General features: G+C 40.8%; 17 protein-coding genes. 3 read left to right on the top strand and 14 right to left on the bottom strand.

Features of this window, described 5'->3' with window-relative positions:
• The 8 genes from argB to R2Q84_RS11290 all read right to left on the bottom strand — a co-directional run bounded on the left by argB (position 1) and on the right by R2Q84_RS11290 (position 7441).
• Positions 1-789: an acetylglutamate kinase gene (gene argB / locus R2Q84_RS11255; protein ID WP_316816641.1), complete on the bottom strand. Its 789-nt coding sequence runs from the start codon at positions 787-789 to the stop codon at positions 1-3.
• Between the two features lies 1 nt (position 790).
• On the bottom strand, positions 791-1753 hold the full coding sequence (locus tag R2Q84_RS11260; RefSeq protein ID WP_316816642.1) for an acetylornithine carbamoyltransferase: 963 nt from the start codon (positions 1751-1753) through the stop codon (positions 791-793).
• Entirely contained in the window at positions 1750-2883 is a 1134-nt protein-coding gene (locus R2Q84_RS11265; protein WP_316816643.1) for an aspartate aminotransferase family protein, read from the bottom strand. Before R2Q84_RS11265 ends, R2Q84_RS11260 begins: the two co-directional genes overlap by 4 nt.
• 80 nt (positions 2884-2963) lie before the next feature.
• On the bottom strand, positions 2964-3935 hold the full coding sequence (gene argC, locus R2Q84_RS11270) for an N-acetyl-gamma-glutamyl-phosphate reductase (protein ID WP_316816644.1): 972 nt from the start codon (positions 3933-3935) through the stop codon (positions 2964-2966).
• Entirely contained in the window at positions 3925-5118 is a 1194-nt protein-coding gene (argG, locus tag R2Q84_RS11275) for an argininosuccinate synthase (RefSeq protein WP_316816645.1), read from the bottom strand. Before argG ends, argC begins: the two co-directional genes overlap by 11 nt.
• Positions 5119-5130: 12 nt before the next feature.
• Positions 5131-5835: a GNAT family N-acetyltransferase gene (locus R2Q84_RS11280; protein WP_316816646.1), complete on the bottom strand. Its 705-nt coding sequence runs from the start codon at positions 5833-5835 to the stop codon at positions 5131-5133.
• 90 nt (positions 5836-5925) lie between these two features.
• Positions 5926-6060 (bottom strand): hypothetical protein, encoded by a 135-nt coding sequence (locus tag R2Q84_RS11285; protein ID WP_262711001.1) that lies wholly within the window; start codon positions 6058-6060, stop codon positions 5926-5928.
• A gap of 178 nt (positions 6061-6238) precedes the next feature.
• Complete coding sequence (locus tag R2Q84_RS11290; protein ID WP_316816647.1) at positions 6239-7441, bottom strand: FAD-dependent oxidoreductase; 1203 nt, start codon at positions 7439-7441, stop codon at positions 6239-6241.
• 134 nt (positions 7442-7575) lie between these two features.
• On the opposite strand from R2Q84_RS11290, the gene R2Q84_RS11295 reads away from it, so the two are divergent.
• The 3 genes from R2Q84_RS11295 (at position 7576) to R2Q84_RS11305 (ending at position 9801) form a co-directional block, all read left to right on the top strand.
• Complete coding sequence (locus R2Q84_RS11295) at positions 7576-8718, top strand: M28 family metallopeptidase (RefSeq protein ID WP_316816648.1); 1143 nt, start codon at positions 7576-7578, stop codon at positions 8716-8718.
• 75 nt (positions 8719-8793) lie between these two features.
• Complete coding sequence (locus R2Q84_RS11300; protein WP_316816649.1) at positions 8794-9099, top strand: YbaB/EbfC family nucleoid-associated protein; 306 nt, start codon at positions 8794-8796, stop codon at positions 9097-9099.
• 24 nt (positions 9100-9123) lie between these two features.
• The gene (locus R2Q84_RS11305; protein ID WP_316816650.1) at positions 9124-9801 is read left to right on the top strand and encodes a metal-dependent hydrolase; all 678 of its coding nucleotides are present in this window, start codon (positions 9124-9126) and stop codon (positions 9799-9801) included.
• 57 nt (positions 9802-9858) lie between these two features.
• On the opposite strand, the gene R2Q84_RS11310 is transcribed toward R2Q84_RS11305, so the two are convergent.
• From R2Q84_RS11310 to polA, 6 genes are all read right to left on the bottom strand, one after another.
• Positions 9859-11226 (bottom strand): aldehyde dehydrogenase family protein, encoded by a 1368-nt coding sequence (locus R2Q84_RS11310; protein WP_316816651.1) that lies wholly within the window; start codon positions 11224-11226, stop codon positions 9859-9861.
• On the bottom strand, positions 11223-11939 hold the full coding sequence (locus R2Q84_RS11315) for a gamma-glutamyl-gamma-aminobutyrate hydrolase family protein (protein WP_316816652.1): 717 nt from the start codon (positions 11937-11939) through the stop codon (positions 11223-11225). Before R2Q84_RS11315 ends, R2Q84_RS11310 begins: the two co-directional genes overlap by 4 nt.
• A 52-nt stretch (positions 11940-11991) precedes the next feature.
• Entirely contained in the window at positions 11992-13140 is a 1149-nt protein-coding gene (locus R2Q84_RS11320; protein ID WP_316816653.1) for an iron-containing alcohol dehydrogenase, read from the bottom strand.
• A gap of 33 nt (positions 13141-13173) precedes the next feature.
• Positions 13174-14532, bottom strand: coding sequence for a glutamine synthetase family protein (locus R2Q84_RS11325; protein ID WP_316816654.1), 1359 nt, complete (start codon positions 14530-14532; stop codon positions 13174-13176).
• Positions 14529-15845, bottom strand: coding sequence for an ethanolamine permease (gene eat / locus R2Q84_RS11330; RefSeq protein WP_316816655.1), 1317 nt, complete (start codon positions 15843-15845; stop codon positions 14529-14531). Before eat ends, R2Q84_RS11325 begins: the two co-directional genes overlap by 4 nt.
• A gap of 224 nt (positions 15846-16069) precedes the next feature.
• On the bottom strand, positions 16070-18886 hold the full coding sequence (gene polA, locus R2Q84_RS11335; protein WP_316816656.1) for a DNA polymerase I: 2817 nt from the start codon (positions 18884-18886) through the stop codon (positions 16070-16072).
• Positions 18887-18917: the final 31 nt, after the last annotated feature.

An 18917-nucleotide genomic window follows, 5' to 3' on the forward strand; every position in this document is an offset into this window, starting at 1 on the left:
TTACTTGATTAATCTGGTTCCGAAATTATTTCCGCTAATTTGTGGTAATTCATCTGCTTTACCAATATACACCGCCGACACTCCACTTTTTATGGCTTCAAAAGCATTATGCAATTTAGGGATCATTCCTCCCGAAACCACACCTTCATTCTTTAAAGTATCAAATTGCTCCATCCTGATCTCGCTCACCAACGAGTTGTTATCATCAATGTCGCGCATTACACCACGTTTTTCAAAGCAGTAAACCAATGAAGTTTCGTAAGACGAAGACATTGCAACAGCCACAGCCGAAGCGATCGTATCGGCATTGGTGTTCAAAAGCTGAGTATCTCCATCATGTGTAATGGCACAAAGTACGGGTACCAATCCTGCATTTAGCAGACTGCTCAATGTTTCCGTTGAAACCGATGACGCATCAAGGTCGCCCACAAAACCGTAGTCGATATCCTTTATGGGTCTTTTTACCGCTTTGATCACATTACCATCTGCACCAGTAAGCCCGATTGCATTACAGCCTTTTGCCTGCAATTGTGCTACCATATTTTTATTGATCAGTCCGGCGTACACCATCGTTACGACCCGTAATGTTTCGATATCCGTTATACGTCTGCCATCAACCATTTTTGCTTCTACTCCCAGCGACACGCCAAGTTCAGTTGCAATCTTTCCACCACCGTGAATTAAAATCTTATCTCCGGGGAGTGCTGTAAAATCCAGTAAAAACTGATGTAGTTTCTCCGAGTTGTCAATTACATTTCCCCCAATTTTAATTACACTGAGCTTCTTCATATTATAGCTTTTCTAAAATTTGTTTCAATACTGCTTGCGCTGCCCACAACCTATTCCCTGCCTCATGTATAACCAATGAATTAGGTCCGTCCAGTATTTCCGAAGAAAGTTCCAGATCACGGCGTACTGGCAGGCAATGCATTACCTTTGCATCATTAGTATCTTTTAATTTATCGTTGTTCAACATCCAGCCTTCCGGATAAGGAAGTACTTTACCATAGTCTTTATAGCTGGACCAGTTTTTCACATAAATATAATCTGCACCAGCTAAAGCTTCATCCAGGTCATGCGTAATATAAGCACCTGGCGTAAAATCTTCATTCAGTTCATACCCAACCGGCTGTGCAATGGTAAAGTCAAGCATTCCATCCTCCTGCGCTTTGCACATCCATTCTGCGAACGAGTTAGGCACAGCTTGTGGTAAGGCCTTGATATGTGGGGCCCAGGCCAAAACAACTTTAGGTTTAGCAGCACCTTTCCAGGTTTCTTTTATAGTAACCAGATCTGCCAAACTTTGCAAAGGGTGACGTGTTGCACTTTCCAGGCTCACCACCGGAACGTTACAAAACTTTATAAACTTATTGAAGAAATCCTCATTATAATCCTCATCCCGGTCCCGCAACTTAGGAAAAGAACGTAAGCCCAGCACGTCACAATACTGCCCCATTACTGCTGCAGCTTCCCGAATATGTTCCACTGTGGTACCGTTCATTACAATACCATCCTGAGTTTCCAATGCCCATCCTTCTTTGTCCATGTTCATCACCATCACATTCATCCCTAAGTTCAGGGCTGCTTTCTGGGTGCTTAAACGGGTACGCAAACTTGGGTTTAAAAAAACCAGACCAAGGGTTTTGTTCTTACCCAGATGCTGATGGGCATAAGGGTTTTCCTTAAGTGCCAATGCGTCTTTTACCAATTGGCTGATGTCGTGCACATCATTTACTGAGGTGAATTGGTTCATCCTTTTAAAGCAGTTTTAAAATCATTTAAAAATTGATCAGCCTGATCCTTAGTTAAATTCAAAGCGGGCAATAGCCTGATTACATTAGGTTTTGCCTCACCGGTGAAGATCTTATATTTAAAAAGAAGGTCTTTTTTTATGTTTGATAAGCTTTCAGGTAAATCTATACCGATCATTAAACCACGTCCACGCACTTCATTTATTCCTTCTATTTTTTTCAACTCATCAATCAGATAAGTACCAACCTCAGCTGCATTTTTCAGCAAGTTGTCCTGATCAATAATTTCCAGAACTGCCAAAGCAGCAGCACAAGCCAAATGGTTACCACCAAAAGTAGTACCCAACATCCCATGCCAAGGCTTAAACTTAGGCGCAATAGAAATTCCCGCTACCGGAAATCCATTACCCATACCTTTTGCCATGGTGTATATGTCCGCATCAACACCTGCGTAATCATGCGAGTAAAACTTACCCGTTCTGCCATAACCGCACTGCACGCTGTCGGCAATGTAAAGCGCATTATATTCATCACAAAGTGAACGGATCTTTTGCAGGAAGCTAACCGAAGCTTCTTTAATTCCGCCAACACCTTGTATACCTTCAATAATAACCGCAGTAATTTCATTCCCAAACTCCGCAAAAGCATTGACTAAAGCCGCTTCATCATTATGTGGAAGGAAAACTATATTGTCAGTCTCATTTACAGGTGCAATAATTTTAGGATTATCGGTAGCCGAAACCGCTAACGAGGTTCTGCCATGAAAAGCACCTTTAAAAGCAATTACCTTTTTTCTTCCGTTATAAAACGAAGCCAGTTTCAGCGCATTTTCATTTGCCTCGGCTCCTGAATTGCATAAAAATAATTGGTAATCGGCTTTTCCAGACACTCTACCCAGCTTCTCGGCAAGTTCAACCTGCAGCGGGATTTTAACGGAGTTGGAATAAAAACCAACTTTGTTTAACTGATCAGTTAAACGGGCAACATAATGTGGGTGAGTATGACCGATAGAGATCACTGCATGACCGCCATACAGATCTAAATATTCCTGTCCATTTACATCCCATACAGTACTTCCGGATGCTTTGGTAATTTCTATATCATTGAGTGGATAAACGTCGAATAAGTTCATTTTTTAAGTTTTTAATTGATAAATGGAAAAAGTTACTGAAACCATTTCAGTAGTAATGAGCAATAGCGCACCGGGTTTAATTAAAACGCCGATGCTTTAAGCCGCAGTCCTGTACCCTCTTCCAACCCAAAAATTAAATTCATATTCTGTACAGCCTGTCCACTTGCACCTTTTAAAAGGTTATCAATTACACTTACAATAAATAGCTTACTACCATGCTTTTCAACATGCACCAATCCTTTGTTTGTATTCACAACCTGCTTTAAATCAATATTCTTTTTGCTCACATGCGTAAAAGTATGTGCTGCATAATAATCTTCATAAATACGTTGCGCTTCTTCTGCTGTGAGGTCACTTTCCAAATACATGGCTGCTAAAATACCCCTGGTAAAATCACCACGTTGCGGAATAAAGGTCAACACCTGATCAAAAGCACCATCCAATTTTTTCAGGCTTTCACCAATCTCGTTCAAGTGCTGGTGTTCAAAGGCTTTATAAACGGATAGGTTATTGTTGCGCCAGCTAAAATGCGAAGTACCTGATAAACCTTGCCCGGCACCTGTAGACCCTGTCGTAGCATTAATATGCACTTCACTTTTCAATAGCCCTTTTGCCGCCAATGGCAGCAAACCCAATTGAATACAAGTTGCAAAACAACCAGGATTAGCAATATAGCTGGCTTTCTTAATTTGTTCACGGTTCAGTTCAGGCAGTCCATAAACCCAATTGGTTCCTGCATTGGCTTTTAATCTGAAATCCTGACTTAGATCAATGATCTTAATACTTTTATCGATGTCATTCGCCTCAAGGAACTTCTTCGCATCTCCGTGTCCAACACATAGAAACAACACATCAATAGCTGAAGAAAGCTCAGCAGTAAAACGAAGGTCTGTATCACCAAACAAGTCGGTGTGTACATCAGAAATCAGGTTTCCGGCATTGCTATTGCTATGAACAAACTTAATTTCAACAGCGGGATGGTTAATCAGGATACGAAGCATTTCGCCTCCTGTATAACCCGCACCACCAACTATACCTGCTCTAATTTTCATCACCGTTCACTTTATGCCAGATCATTACCTGGTTGCCAAAAATCTTAGAAAATCCTTTTACATCTTCACCGCTCCAGGCATTGTTCATTTCGCCGTAGCTACCAAATTTATTACTCATTAAATCATGTGCAGACTCAATTCCAATGATATTGAAACGATAAGGTAACAGTTCTACAAACACTTTTCCACTTACTACTTTTTGTGTATCTGCTAAAAATGCTTCAATATTGCGCATAATCGGATCATGAAACTGTCCTTCGTGCAACCAGTTACCATAAAAAGTAGACAATTGCTCTTTCCATGAAAGCTGCCACTTTGTTAATGTGTGTTTCTCAAGCGTATGGTGTGCTTTAATAATCACAATAGGAGCCGCAGCCTCAAAGCCAACACGTCCTTTTATACCTATAATCGTATCGCCCACATGAATGTCCCTGCCAATACCATAAGGCTGGGCAATGGCCTGTAGCTTCTGAATGGCAACAACAGGACTTAAACTCTCACCATCAATGCCCACCAGCTCACCTTTTTCAAAAGTAAGTTCCAGTTTACGCGGTGTAGTCTCCGAAACCTGTGTCGGCCATGCCTCTTCAGGTAAAGTTTCATGAGAAGTCAGTGTTTCTTTTCCACCAACAGAAGTTCCCCATAAACCTTTATTAATAGAGTATCTTGCTTTTTCAGCACTATACTCCACACCATGGGCGTTCAAATATTCTATTTCCGCTTCGCGGGATAATTTTAAATCTCTGATTGGCGTAATGATTTCAACGTTAGGGATGATGATATTAAAAATCATATCAAAACGCACCTGATCGTTTCCGGCACCTGTACTACCATGAGCAACATAATCAGCACCAATCTTTTTCACATAGTTGGCTATCGCTGTTGCCTGGCTTACACGCTCTGCACTAACAGAAAGCGGATAAGTAGCATTTTTCAAGACATTACCAAACACAAGGTATTTAATACAGCCGTTATAATAATTTGTAGTTTCATCAACCACTGCATGAGAAGCTACACCAAGGGCGTAAGCACGCTTTTCTATTTCCTTCAGCTCTTCATCAGAGAAACCACCTGTATTTACAATTACAGAATGAACTTCAAGTCCACGATCCTGAGCCAGGTAAATGCAACAAAACGAGGTATCCAAACCTCCGCTAAATGCTAAAACAACTTTCTTCTTCATCTTATATAACAGCTATTTAAATAAAATACTAAACATTAAAAACAGGGATTTCATTCCCTTTTTACCCTGGGGCCTTGTCTTCAGGATCAACCTTTGCTTGATACGCATAAAACGTTCATACAACTTTGGCTTCTTATGCAATTCTTCGGCAAACTTCTTTGCTACATCGTGCTTTTGCTCAACCGGATCGTACAACATCGCTGTACACATACAGTTTTTACGTTCCTTCATTTTTAAAATTTCGAAGTTAACGCAGCTCTGGCATCCTTTCCAGAACTCTTCATCCTGAGTAAGTTCCGAATAAGTAACTGGCTCATACCCAAGATCAGAATTGATCTTCATTACAGCCAGACCAGTTGTTAAACCAAAAATTTTAGCTTTAGGATACTTTTGACGTGAAAGCTCAAAGATCTTTTCTTTGATGGCATGTGCTAATCCTGCCTTACGGTATTTCGGACTAACAATTAGGCCTGAGTTGGCCACAAACTGTCCGTGGGTCCAGGTTTCGATATAACAAAATCCTGCCCATGAGCCGTCCTTATGGAAAGCAATTACTGCTTTACCATCGGCCATTTTATCTGCTACATACTCCGAAGAGCGTTTAGCGATACCTGTACCTCGTGCTTTGGCCGACTCAGCCATCTCTTCACAGATTTCTTCTGCAAAGACACGATGTTCAGGAAGTGCAACCTGCACTATAAAATCGTTTATATTCATTAATATGATAACGAAAAAATATAAATGTTCTGATTAATTGTTTTTTGAGAGGCAATCCTCTTCGTAAATGACCTGGTATTAGGAATTTACTCAGATCCGCGGCGTATAGGTTTGCCGGTTCGTAGTCACAAAAAACACGGGTTGTAAACGTTCAATAAACAGACTTCTTGAAGCAATGTTCTTTGCTTCAACAATAGAAAGTTTATGCGTTGCGTGTTTGATCATTTTCTGTTTATAATAATTATTTGAATGAGTTGAGGCGCAAAGGTTTAAATAAATATTGAGTTGTGCAATACGTTTTTTATTTTTTTACATTTTTCAGTATTTTTTTTTGATAAAAAAGCCATTTAGAGCATCTTACAATCCGCCCCTCATATTTTAATAATAAAAAGCTCATTTTAATTTAACGCCGAAATCTGAAATAATGTGACAACAGATCCGAACTTCCCTCCATCATCCCGATAATCATGTCGGCACCAATAACCGAAAAAGTAATACCATTCCCACCAAAGCCCAGCAGAAAATAACTATTCGGAAATTTCGGATGCGTGCCAATATAAGGCAAGCCGTCCTCTGTTTCTCCAAAAGTTCCGCACCAGCAAAAATCTTCAATAAATGCAATATCGGGAAGATACTTTCTTAACGTTTTAACCAGTTTATCTTTCTTTTTGCCAAGCAATAAATCGCGCCTCGTTGCATTTTTGAAGTCAACATCTTCCCCACCGACCAGCAAACGTCCATCTGCTGTCGTACGCATATACAAATAGGGGTCGTCAGTATTCCAAAACAATGTTTTTTCACAAATGGCCGGATGTTTATCTTCCCTCTCGCTAATCATAGCATAGGTACTTTTCAAGTTCACAATTTTGTCGGGCAACATCCCCTGGGTTTCATAGCCAGTACAATAAATGATTTTTTTAGCGGTGACCTCTGCCCCTGTATGCATCAGGGCACGAATACCATTCTTTTCGTATTTAACTTTTTTCAATTCGGTTTTATCAAACACACTTAAGCCCCTGTCCACATTGTAATGCAATAGATCATGAGTCAGACAAAAAGCATCCACACTTCCTCCATCCTCAGACAAAATACCTCCCTCACCAATTATTCCATAGATAGCTCCCAATTCTTCCCTATTGAGCCACTTCACATCAAATCCAGCTACCAAACGGGCCTCATATTCTACTTTTAACCATTTTACATCTTTACTGTTTCCTGCAAAATAAACCGATTCCTTTTTCTCAAACCCACAGGTCGACTTAATTTCTCCCACCAAATCTTCCAGCTTATATATCGCATCCCTGCAGGCCATATAACTTGCAATTGCTCCCTGCTCACCAATCAATTGTTTTAGCTTATACAGCGGCACATCTATTTCGTATTGGAGCATAGAAGTAGTCGCAGATGTACTGCCATTCGCAACCTCCCTCTTATCAATCAATAACGTCCTATACCCCTTTTTTATGGCCGCATGTGCCATTAACGCCCCTGTTATACCTGCTCCTACAATCAAAATATCAACATCCAGATTCTCTCTTAAAGAAGGGTAAGAATGTTTCATCCCATTTTTCACTAACCAGAAAGGCTCATTTGAACGTACATCCATAATTTTAATCTTGCTTTTATAACAGCGAAGCACTCCATCTGTTTGATTTTACCACTTTCACACGCAACATATTTCATCTGTTTGCATATATTTACCTAACACAATGAAACCTAAAAGCCCCCGACACCCTTTACATGAAGAAGTGCCTGATCATCCTATGTCTGATAATTCCACGAACGGTCTTATCACAAGACCTTAGTCTTGCCAAGTCCATAGTCGACACCCTCACCTCCAAAACCATGTGGGGAAGAGGATACACCAATAATGGGCTTGAAACTGCAGCCAGTTACATCAATGCGCAATTTGAAACCTATGGTTTAAGTCCGATGAACGGGCAAACCTTTAAACAATCTTTTTCCTTTCCTGTAAACACATTTCCAGGCAATATGGAGCTGCGCATAAATGGCAAATCATTTACCGCAGGGCGAGACTTCATCGTCATGCCGGAAAGTATAGGCCTTAAGGCCAGTGGAAAACTGGAACAAAAAGACAGCAGTGTATTTATTTCTTCCGCCAATAGAATCGTAATGGTGCTAAAAGATAAACTAACCTGGTCTGTCAGCAATAAACAGGCAGACTACACAGGAATTGAGATACTGAAAGCCCTTGTGAAGGATCCCGAAACCATTGATATCAATATAGAAAACCAATTTATCCCTGATTTTAAAGCCGAAAACATTATTGGAATGGTAAAAGGGACGAAAGTCCCCGACTCCTTCCTGGTATTTACAGCGCACTATGATCATTTGGGCGGAATGGGCCGCGACACCTTTTTCCCTGGCGCGAACGACAATGCAAGCGGGGTATCGCTATTACTAAATATGGCCCGCCACTACGCAGTAAACCCAGCCCCCTACAGTATGGTTTTCATTTGTTTTGCGGCGGAAGAAGCCGGCTTGATCGGGTCAAAATATTTTACCGAACAGCCACTTGTTGATCTCAAAAAAATCCGCTTTCTCATCAATATGGATATGGTTGGCACAGGAGAGACAGGGATTACGGTAGTCAATGCAAGCTATTATCCGAGAGAATTTGACCTCATCAATCAAATTAACAAAGACCATAAATACCTTGTTCAAATCAATTCCAGGGGCAAATCAGCAAATAGCGACCATTACTTTTTTACCGAAAAAGGAGTCCCTGCATTTTTCATTTATACCACCGGCGGAATAAAGGCCTATCATGATGTGAACGATCAGCCTGGCACACTTCCTTTTACAGAATACAACGACCTGTTCAACCTGTTTGTCGACTTCAACAAGAAAATAGTAGAATAGCTCTTTTTCATTTTAATCAACCTATTTTAAACCAATTTCCCTTAATTTCGTTGTTATATAAAAAACAACCTGATTATGTTCGATAAATTGATGGCGGCACAACAAAAGGCCGATGAAATAAAAAAACGTCTGGATACCATTTCTGTTTTTGGTGAAGTAGAAGGAGGCGCCATACGCATTACGGCTACCGCTAATAAAGCAATAACCGCAATAGAAATTAATGAAGATTTTTACAAACAGGCCGACAAAGAGGAGCTGGAAGAATTACTTTTAACAGCGATCAACAAAGCTTTAACACAGGCAGATGTAGTAAGTGCTACAGAAATGCAAGCCGCAACCAAAGATATGCTTGGTGGCCTGGGCGGTATGTTTGGACAATAGTCTTTTTTAACCTTAAAAATAAAGATGAAGTATACTTATTATGGTCAATCTTGTTTCCTCCTGGAAGCAGATGGCAAAAAGTTCCTTTTCGATCCTTTCATTAGCCATAATCCATTGGCAAAAGATATTGACGTAAAAAGCATTGAGGCAGATTATATCCTGGTGAGCCACGGTCATGGTGACCACGTTGCCGATCTGACGGTCATTGCCAATCAAACCAACGCTCAGGTTATTGCCATGGTAGAAGTAGCCGACTGGATTAAAAAACAAGGTGTAAAAAATGTTACTGATATCAACTTTGGCAAATCGAAGTTCGACTTTGGCACCTTAAGAACGGTTTGGGCAGTACATTCAAGCAGTAATCCCGATGGTAGCTATGGTGGAAATCCTGCAGGGTTTGTATTAGAGCTGGAGGGAAAAACTGTATACTTTGCCGGAGATACTGCACTTACCTTGGAAATGAAGATTCTTGCAGACCTCTATAATCTGGATTACGCCATTCTGCCTATTGGAGGACATTACACCATGGATGTTGACGATGCATTGGTTGCGACTAAGTATCTTGACTGTGATAAGGTAATTGGGGTACATTACAATACTTTCCCACCAATACAAATCGACACTGAAGAAGCTCAGGCTAAATTTAAAAGAGAAAATAAAGTCTTGCTTTTGCCCCAGATAGGTGAGACTATTGAGCTATAAGCATCTTGAACTTCAATAAGTATTTAAAAAGCTAGTATAGGATAGCCTCTTTTTATCCTATACTGGCTTCAAATGCCAAGCCTTAGGTTTTGTAAAAGCACGCAACCCCTGGTGCGATAATGTGGCTCCTACACCTGAATGCCGTCTGCCACTCCATGGAAGGCCGGCACTTACCCTATCACAGCAATTCCAATACCCCGTTCCCGAATCCATCTGAGAAAGGATATGCTTTGCCCTATCCATGCTTCCCGAATAAACGGAGGCAGTTAAACCGTATACGGTATCCTGCATCAGATAAACGGCTTCGGCATCGTCATTCACCTTCATAATACCAATAATGGGGCCAAAACTCTCTTCCTGCATCACCTTCATATGATTGGTTACATTTAACAGCACAGTAGGTTCAAAATAATTACCTTTTTGCCCCTTTCTTTTGCCCCCAGTTAAAAGTACAGCACCATGTTGTAACGCTTCCTTAACCTGTTGCTCCAATACTGTTATTTGTTCTTTTCTTGTCAACGCCCCAAGATAAACACCAGCTTCTGTTGGCGCACCTACTTCCCAGGATTGCACTTCCTTCAAAAAGGCAGCAATATAATCGTCGTAAACTTTTTCCTGCACATAAATGCGTTCCACTGCACAGCAGCTCTGACCGTTATTATAAAAAGCGCCATCAGCTGTCGCAGTGGCAACAGCTACAATATCTTTTACATCATCAGCAACATATAGTGGATCTTTCCCCCCGAGTTCAAGCTGGCAAGGCACCATCTTTGGAGCCACCCGCTCATATATATACTTCCCGGTTTTATAAGATCCAGTAAAAAAGTATCCGTCAAAATTCATATCCAGCAAGTGTTCGCCAGTCTCTTTTGCCCCTATAGCCACCTTAAATACATCATCAGGTAATCCGGCTTGCTTTAATAATTTTTCTATTTCCAGTCCGGTTAAGGTTGCATACTCCGAAGGTTTGTACATCACCGCATTTCCTGCAATTAGTGCAGGCACAAAAACGTTTACGCCCACCAGATAAGGATAATTCCAGGCCGATATGTTACACACAACACCCAATGGATCATAAGATATCTGTTCCTTCAACCCTGGCGTATCCGCTACAATTTCATCGGAAAGATACTGCAGTGCATGATCCAACATCCATCGAACCCTTCCTCTTGCCCCGTTGATCTCATTACGGGATTGCGATAACGGCTTGCCCACTTCCGAAGTCAACACCACAGCGAGGCGTTCTACTTCCAATTCGAGTAGCTCGTAAAACTTTTCGATGATCGGCAAACGTTGCTCCAGACTTCTTGCTGCCCAGTTTTTTTGCCCCATCTTAAGCAAATTGCGCTTGTGGGCAAGCGACTTTCTATCATCTTCCGTTACTGTTGCTATAATTTCTTCTGTTGCGGGGTTAATAATGTTCATCGTTTATGACTTTTGACTTCCTTAATAAATTGTTCTTTAATTTTTTGTGACAAAGGATTGAGTTCCTTTTCTTTCATTCTTTCTGGATGCCATTGTACAGCGAGCATAAAAGCCTTATCGGTTTTATCTTTAAATTCCAATGCTTCAACCAGGCCCTCTTCAGTGTCGGAATTGGCACTAACCATTAAATTACTGCCCAGATAATTTGGATCAACCCCTTGATGGTGGGCGCTGTTCACTTCTCCTTTTTCTATACCGGCTACATTATATAACAAGCTATTCTTTTTAATATTTATCCCGTGAATTTTGTCCTGGGCACCCTTTTTATGGATCTTATTTACCTCTTCGCCATTGTCTTCAAATACTTTTCCTCCCTCCAGGATATTGATGTATTGCATCCCCCTACAAATACCCAACACCGGCACCTTTGCCTTTTGCGAATACTCATAAATCAATCGTTCAAACTCATCCCGCTCAGGCAAAAACGTATCCGGTTTATGAGGATATTCTTCTGCCCCGCCGTATATAGCTGGTAGTACATCAATACCCCCCGTTAAAACAAAACCATCGCATTGCTCAAAGTCGTTTGTATTATTTTTATGAAAAGAAAGCTCAACAAGCTCAACCTCAGCAGATAATTCCTCTGGCATAAACCAATTCCAGTAATTCTGAAAGTTAGTTTCAGTATAGCTTATTCCAATCTTTTTTTTCATTTAGGCTTGGTATTATTTCAGGGGAGCTTCTCCAGACAATGTTATTTATAATTTAAAGCGCCTTTAGATATAGTTGTTTAAAATCTTCCCGGCTTACTGGTTTAGGATTATTAGGGTGTGCAAAATCGGCAAGGGCCAAATCTGCAAGTGTCTCTATATGTTCTGATTTGACGCCAATATCTCTTAAATGATGGGGTATACCTACCTTATCATTCAATTCAAAAAGATAATTCACTACCGCTTCTCCAGTTTCTTCTCTTAACTCCAGACTTCGGGCTATTCTCCTGAATTTATCTTCAAAACCAGCAATATTGAACTCCATTCCATACGGAATATTTACTGCATTAGCCAGACCATGGTGTGTATCAAGTAATGAAGAAAGCGGATGTGCAAGGGAATGTACCACGCCAAGTCCCTTTTGAAAAGCAATTGCCCCCATCATAGAGGCCATTAGCATTTTGCTCCTGCTTTCAATATCTGGTTTATTTGTTGCCTTTTCCAGGGAATCCCTTATTAATGAAATACCCTCAAGCGCTATCCCATCACATAGCGGGTGTAGATTTTTTGCCAGAAATGCTTCCATATTATGTGTAAGCGCATCCATCCCGGTTGCAGCGGTAATAAATGGCGGTAAATCCATTGTAAGTAAGGGATCGGCAAATACAATCTGCGCCATCAACTTAGGAGAGAATAAAATCTTTTTCTGGTGTGTTTCATCATCAGCAATAATTGCACTCCTCCCCACTTCACTTCCAGTTCCTGAGGTAGTCGGAACGGTAATAAAATGAGGGACATCACTGGTTACATATATGTCGCCACCGATCAGATCATCATATTTAAACAAATCTTCACGATGGTTTACGCGTAACACAATTGCCCTGGCCACATCGAGTGCTGCACCACCTCCAATACCAATTATGCTATCTCTGGAAGTACTATCCCACACATCCGTTCCTCTATACACATCAGATTTTAACGGATTTTTATGAATGTCGTTGAACACTTCAACGGAAATATGATGGGCCTGCAAATCTGCGACAATAGCTCTAAAAAATGGCAAAGAAGCTACTGTCGGGTCGGTAACGATCATTGGCCGCTTTAATCCATTCTTTTGCAAATAGGCAGGTAATTCCTTTATAGCTCCGGCCCCAAAACGAATAGTGGTTGGAAAATTATACTGGTATACTTTATCGAATGTCATATATGCTTACTTATTAGTCAATTAATCCCTGATTTAAATAATTTCAAAGTAGCGCTTAAGCTCCCAGTCTGTTACCACTTTAGCGTACTGTTTCCATTCCCACTCTCTGGTTAATGTAAAATGCTCAACAAACGGATCTCCAAATAGTTCTTTTGTCACCGTCGATTGCTTCATTTTTTGAGTAGCTTCATGAAGATTGGCTGGTAATACGCCATTTGAAAGATCTTTGTAACCATTTCCTTGAGTAGCTTCCTTTTCCAGCTTCATATTGTTTTTAATACCATACAGTCCCGCAGCAAGGCAGGCAGCCAAAGCCAGATAAGGATTGGTATCAGAACCCACCACTCTTGTTTCTAAGCGTGTGGCCTTAGCATTACATGGCAATGCCCTCAAAGCAACTGTCCTATTGTCAATACCCCAAGTTAAGGTGGTTGGAGCCCAGGCACCTTCAACCAGCCGTTTATAACTATTAATAGTCGGAGCAATCATTGGGAGTATCTGTGGCAAACAATATAATTGCCCTGCAATATAGCTTTTCATCAGGTCACTCATCTTATGCTTATCTTTTTCATCATAAAACAAGTTATGAGTTGAATCCTTATCCCATAAACTTTGATGTACATGTCCGCTGCAACCCGGCAGGGTTTCGGTGACCTTTGCCATAAAAGTAGCCATAATACCATGCTTATAGGCAATTTCTTTTACTGCAGTCTTGAACAACACCGCCTGGTCTGCTGCCTGCAAAACAGGAGCATACTTAATAGCTGCTTCATAAACTCCCGGCCCCGTTTCTGTATGTAATCCCTCGATAGGTATTCCAAATTTGCAGAGTAGATCAAAGAGATCTGTCATGTATTCATTTTTTAAGGAACTGCGTAAAATGGAGTAACCAAACATTCCCGGGCTTAGGGGGGTAAGATTTTGATAGCCCTTTTGATGTGCCGTTTCTGGTGTCTCTCCAAAATTAAACCACTCGAATTCCTGTGAAAAGTAGGGCGAGAAACCACTTTGTTGGGTATCTGCTAATACCTTTCGGAGTAATTGCCGCGGACAAGTATAACCTGGCGTTCCATCCTCATCAACAAAGTCACCAAGAAAAAAAGGAATATCATTTTCCCATGGAATTTTACGGAACGTACTTAGGTCAAGTTTTACCAAAGCATCCGGATAGCCGGTATGCCAGCCTGTAAATTTCGTATTATCGTATGCGACGTCAGCCATATCCCATCCAAATGTAACATCACAAAAGCCTAATCTTCCTTCTACTGCAGAAACAAACTTTTCTGAAGAGATATACTTACCTCTTAAAACACCATCAATATCCGCAACGGCGAGTTTCACTTTCCCTGATGGATGCTGTTTTACATACGCTAATATTTCTTGTGTTGTCATTCAATGGATGGTTTAAATATTCTATACAGCAAAAAAGTCACTATCAATATGGAGAAATAAATAAGTCCAAGTTTAAAATTGAAAACCAACATTGCAATAATGGATACTATTGCAATAATTAGCGAAATGATTGGAAATACAGGATAAAAAGGAGCCCGAAAGGGTCTCGGCAGTTCCGGCTCCTGCTTTCTCAAAATGACGATGGAAATCATTGAAATAATATACAGCGTAAGCGCTCCAAAAACAGATACAATAATGATCTCTGATGTTTTTCCTGAAAGTAAAGCGAGAATCCCGATAACCATATTTCCTATCAGGGCGTTGGCGGGGGTATTAAAACGCGGTGATATTTTACCAAGAAAGGAAGGGATGTTATGCACCCTGCCCATTTCATAAGTTGATCTTCCCGCAGCAAGTATTAGTCCGTGAAAAGACGCAATCAACCCAAACAGACCGACTGTGATCAGCAGATGGTACATCAAGTGATTGCTTCCTGTTATTTTCGCAAGTGCCAAAGGAAGCGGAGAATCTGATGTTTCTCCACTTATTCCGTTTTTATAAACTATAGCTTCCCATCCGGCAATGCCGGTCGCTGCAATAAATATTAGAATGCATAATATTGCCAATGTAAAGATAGCCCATCCAAATCCTTTGCTGATATCCCTTTGCGGGTTCTTCGTTTCTTCAGCCACATTGGCAATCCCTTCAATCCCCAAAAAAAACCAAATGGCAAAAGGGATAGCAGCAAACACACCTCCCCATCCATTGGGCATTGCATTATGGGTAAGGTTTGCTATCTCAAACTGTGGCAGGGCGATACCTGAAAATAAAACTAACTCACCTACAGCGAACACAGTAATGATCACCTCAAAAGATGCCGCTGCTTTTACACCATATACGTTGAGGCCCGTAAATACAAAATAAATTGCGACAGCACTGGTTAGAATAGGTACCTGAGGAAAAAAAGCATTGAAATAAGCACCAATTGCAAATGCGATGGCTGGCGGAGCAAGTATAAACTCTACAATTTGAGCAATTCCAGCTATAAAACCGATATTTTTCCCCATTGCCCTGTTTGCATAATCAAAGACCCCGCCTGCCTTAGGTATTGCACAGGCCAGTTCCGCATAGCTGAATGTAAAAGTTACATACATGACCATGATGACAATAGTAGCCATAGCCATCCCGCCTGTACCACCTTTCTCCAGCCCGAGATTCCATCCAAAATACATACCCGAAATGACATACCCAACTCCAAGCCCCCAGAGCATAAAAGGGGTGAGTGTTTTTTTTAAACCCTTGTTTTCGGTCATTTGATGATTTCGGCTACATGATTACAAACACAAGATAATTAACTCTTTAACAGAGACACATAACCAAAAGCACGCCTAAAGAGCTACCATTTAGGTAAACTAATCTATCAAAATAAAATTAATATTTTACAATTTATTTTGGATTAACCATCAACAAAATTTTGACCATAACATATTTACCCCTCGCCGCAATCAACGAAGATAAACACCTGATTCAAAATTAATTAATGTGCTTCCAGCCAGTTATCCCCCTCACCAATCTCTATTTCAATTGGCACAGTAGTTTTGATCGCCGTCTTCATTCTATGCGCAATAATTTTCTTCATGGCTTCAACTTCTGTTTTCAGCACATCAAAGACCAACTCATCATGAACCTGCATTGTCATTTTAGATTGCAGCCTTTGCTCTTGCATGTCTTTGTGAATATTAATCATCGCCACCTTAATCATGTCCGCAGCAGAACCTTGTATAGGCGCATTGATCGCATTTCGCTCTGCAAAACCACGAACAGTCTGATTCGCAGAATTAATATCGCGCAAGTACCTTCTTCTACCCAAAATGGTTTCTACAAAGCCATTCTCTCGGGCAAAATTCATTGTATCCGACATGTAACTTTTTATTCCCGGATACTGGGTAAAATACTGCTCTATAATCGCCGCCGCTTCTTTTCTTGGTATTCCTAAATTTTGTGAGAGTCCAAAAGCCGACTGTCCGTATATAATACCAAAGTTTACTGCTTTTGCATTTCTACGCTGTGTTGAATCCACATCTTCTATGGCAATCCCATAAACTTTAGCTGCTGTTGCAGTATGGATGTCTATACCTTTGTTAAATGCTTCCAGCATATTTTCCTCCTTACTGATCTCGGCTATGATACGAAGCTCAATTTGCGAATAATCGGCAGAAAGCAACACATGGTTTTCATCCCTTGCAATAAAGGCCCTACGTACCTCCCTGCCCCGTTCAGTACGGATAGGTATATTTTGTAGATTAGGATTATTTGAGCTTAACCTTCCCGTTGCTGCAACAGCCTGGTTAAAACTGGTATGTACACGTCCGGTTTTAGGATTTACCAGTAAAGGCAAGGCATCCACATACGTCGACTTTAATTTTTGCAACTGACGGAAATCCAGAATGTCCTGTACGATATCACTTTTATGAGCCAAAGCAAGCAACACATCTTCTCCTGTTTGATATTGTCCTGTTTTAGTTTTTTTAGCTTTAGGATCAAGCTGTAATTTATCAAAAAGCACTTCACCTAGTTGCTTAGGCGACGCAAGGTTAAACTGAACCCCGCATTTATCGTAAACATTCTGTTCAAATTTTCTGATATCCAGCTCAAGCTCCTTAGAGTAATTGATCAATGTATCTATATCAATTCTAACACCCTCTTTCTCAATATCTGCTAGCACATATATTAAAGGATTTTCTACTTCTGTTGCCAGCTTTTCTGCATTCAAGGTCTCCAACAGAGGCTTAAATACGTTGGCTAATTGCAAAGTAACATCAGCGTCTTCAGCGGCATAGTCTACTACCTGCTCTACCGGAACGTCACGCATATTACCTTGTGATTTACCTTTAGCACCAATTAGCTTTGTTATAGAAATAGGGGAGTAATTCAAATAATTCTCTGCAAGCACATCCATGTTATGTCTTGTATCCGGATCTATCAGGTAATGCGCAAGCATGGTATCAAATAGTTGACCTTTTATATTCACGCCGTACCATTTCAGTACCAGCATATCATATTTAATATTCTGACCTATTTTAACGATACCTTCATTTTCAAGCACAGATTTAAATTCATTAACCAGTTGTTGCGCTTCTTCCCTAACAGCAGATACGGGAACATAATAACCTTCTCCAGGTTTAACACTAAACGATAGTCCTACCAATTCAGCAAGATTAGCATCTGTCCCGGTTGTTTCCGTATCAAAAGAAATCCTTTCCTGTTGTTGTAAAAGATCAACCAATGATTTACGCAATTCCGGTGTATCGGCCAGCATATATTGGTGAGGTGTATTTTCTATTGTGTTGAGCGGCACCGTAAATTCCGAGGTGGGTGGCGGTGGAGGTACGACTACAACCTCTACCTGCCGTATGGTTGTTTCTGTCACATTTCCAAAAAGATCGGTTTGTTGCGACACTATTGTGGATGATCCCCGACTAAAGTCTTCACCAAAAACCCGTTTACCGATAGTCCTGAACTCCAGTTCTGCAAACAGCGGCTCCAGTAATTCGCGGCTTGGCGCTTCCAGTTCCAGTGATTTTTCATCAAACTCAACCGGAACATCCAATATAATTGTCGCCAGCTTTTTCGAGATTATACCCTGCTCAGCATAGGTTTCTACATTCTCCCTTTGCTTTCCTTTCAGCTCGTGCGAATGCGCAATGATATTTTCCACAGAACCATATTGCTTAATCAGTGACTTGGCTGTTTTTTCACCGATACCTGGAATACCCGGAATATTATCTACCGCATCACCCCAAAGGCCTAAGATATCAATTACCTGCTCTACCTTTTCAATTTCCCATTTGGCAAGCACTTCTTTTACCCCCATTATTTCCATTTCGTTCCCCATCCGTGCAGGTTTATAAATGAAAATATTGTCGGACACCAGCTGTGCAAAATCCTTATCCGGCGTCATACAAAATACCTGGAAGCCATTTTTTTCAGCCTCTTTAGCCAAAGTACCGATAATATCATCGGCCTCATAACCATCTTTGGTAATCACCGGGATACGGAATCCCTCTATCAGTTTAAAAATATAAGGCAAAGCGGCCGAAAGATCTTCAGGCATGGCTTGTCTATGTGCTTTATAAGCTTCGAAATCAGTATGTCTTTCCGTAGGTGCTTCTGTATCAAAAACTACGGCGATATGAGTTGGGTTTTCCTTTTTAAGTACTTCCATTAAAGTATTGGCAAATCCCATCACTGCCGAAGTGTTAATCCCCGTTGAAGTGAACCTTGGATTTTTACTCAATGCAAAATGCGCTCTGTAAATCAACGCCATACCGTCAAGAAGAAAAAGTTTTTTCATATTTTCTAAATCATGTTACCCCGATAAAGGT

Origin of the sequence: Pedobacter nyackensis, from assembly GCF_032678475.1 — a bacterium.
GTDB classification, from domain to species: domain Bacteria; phylum Bacteroidota; class Bacteroidia; order Sphingobacteriales; family Sphingobacteriaceae; genus Pedobacter; species Pedobacter nyackensis_A.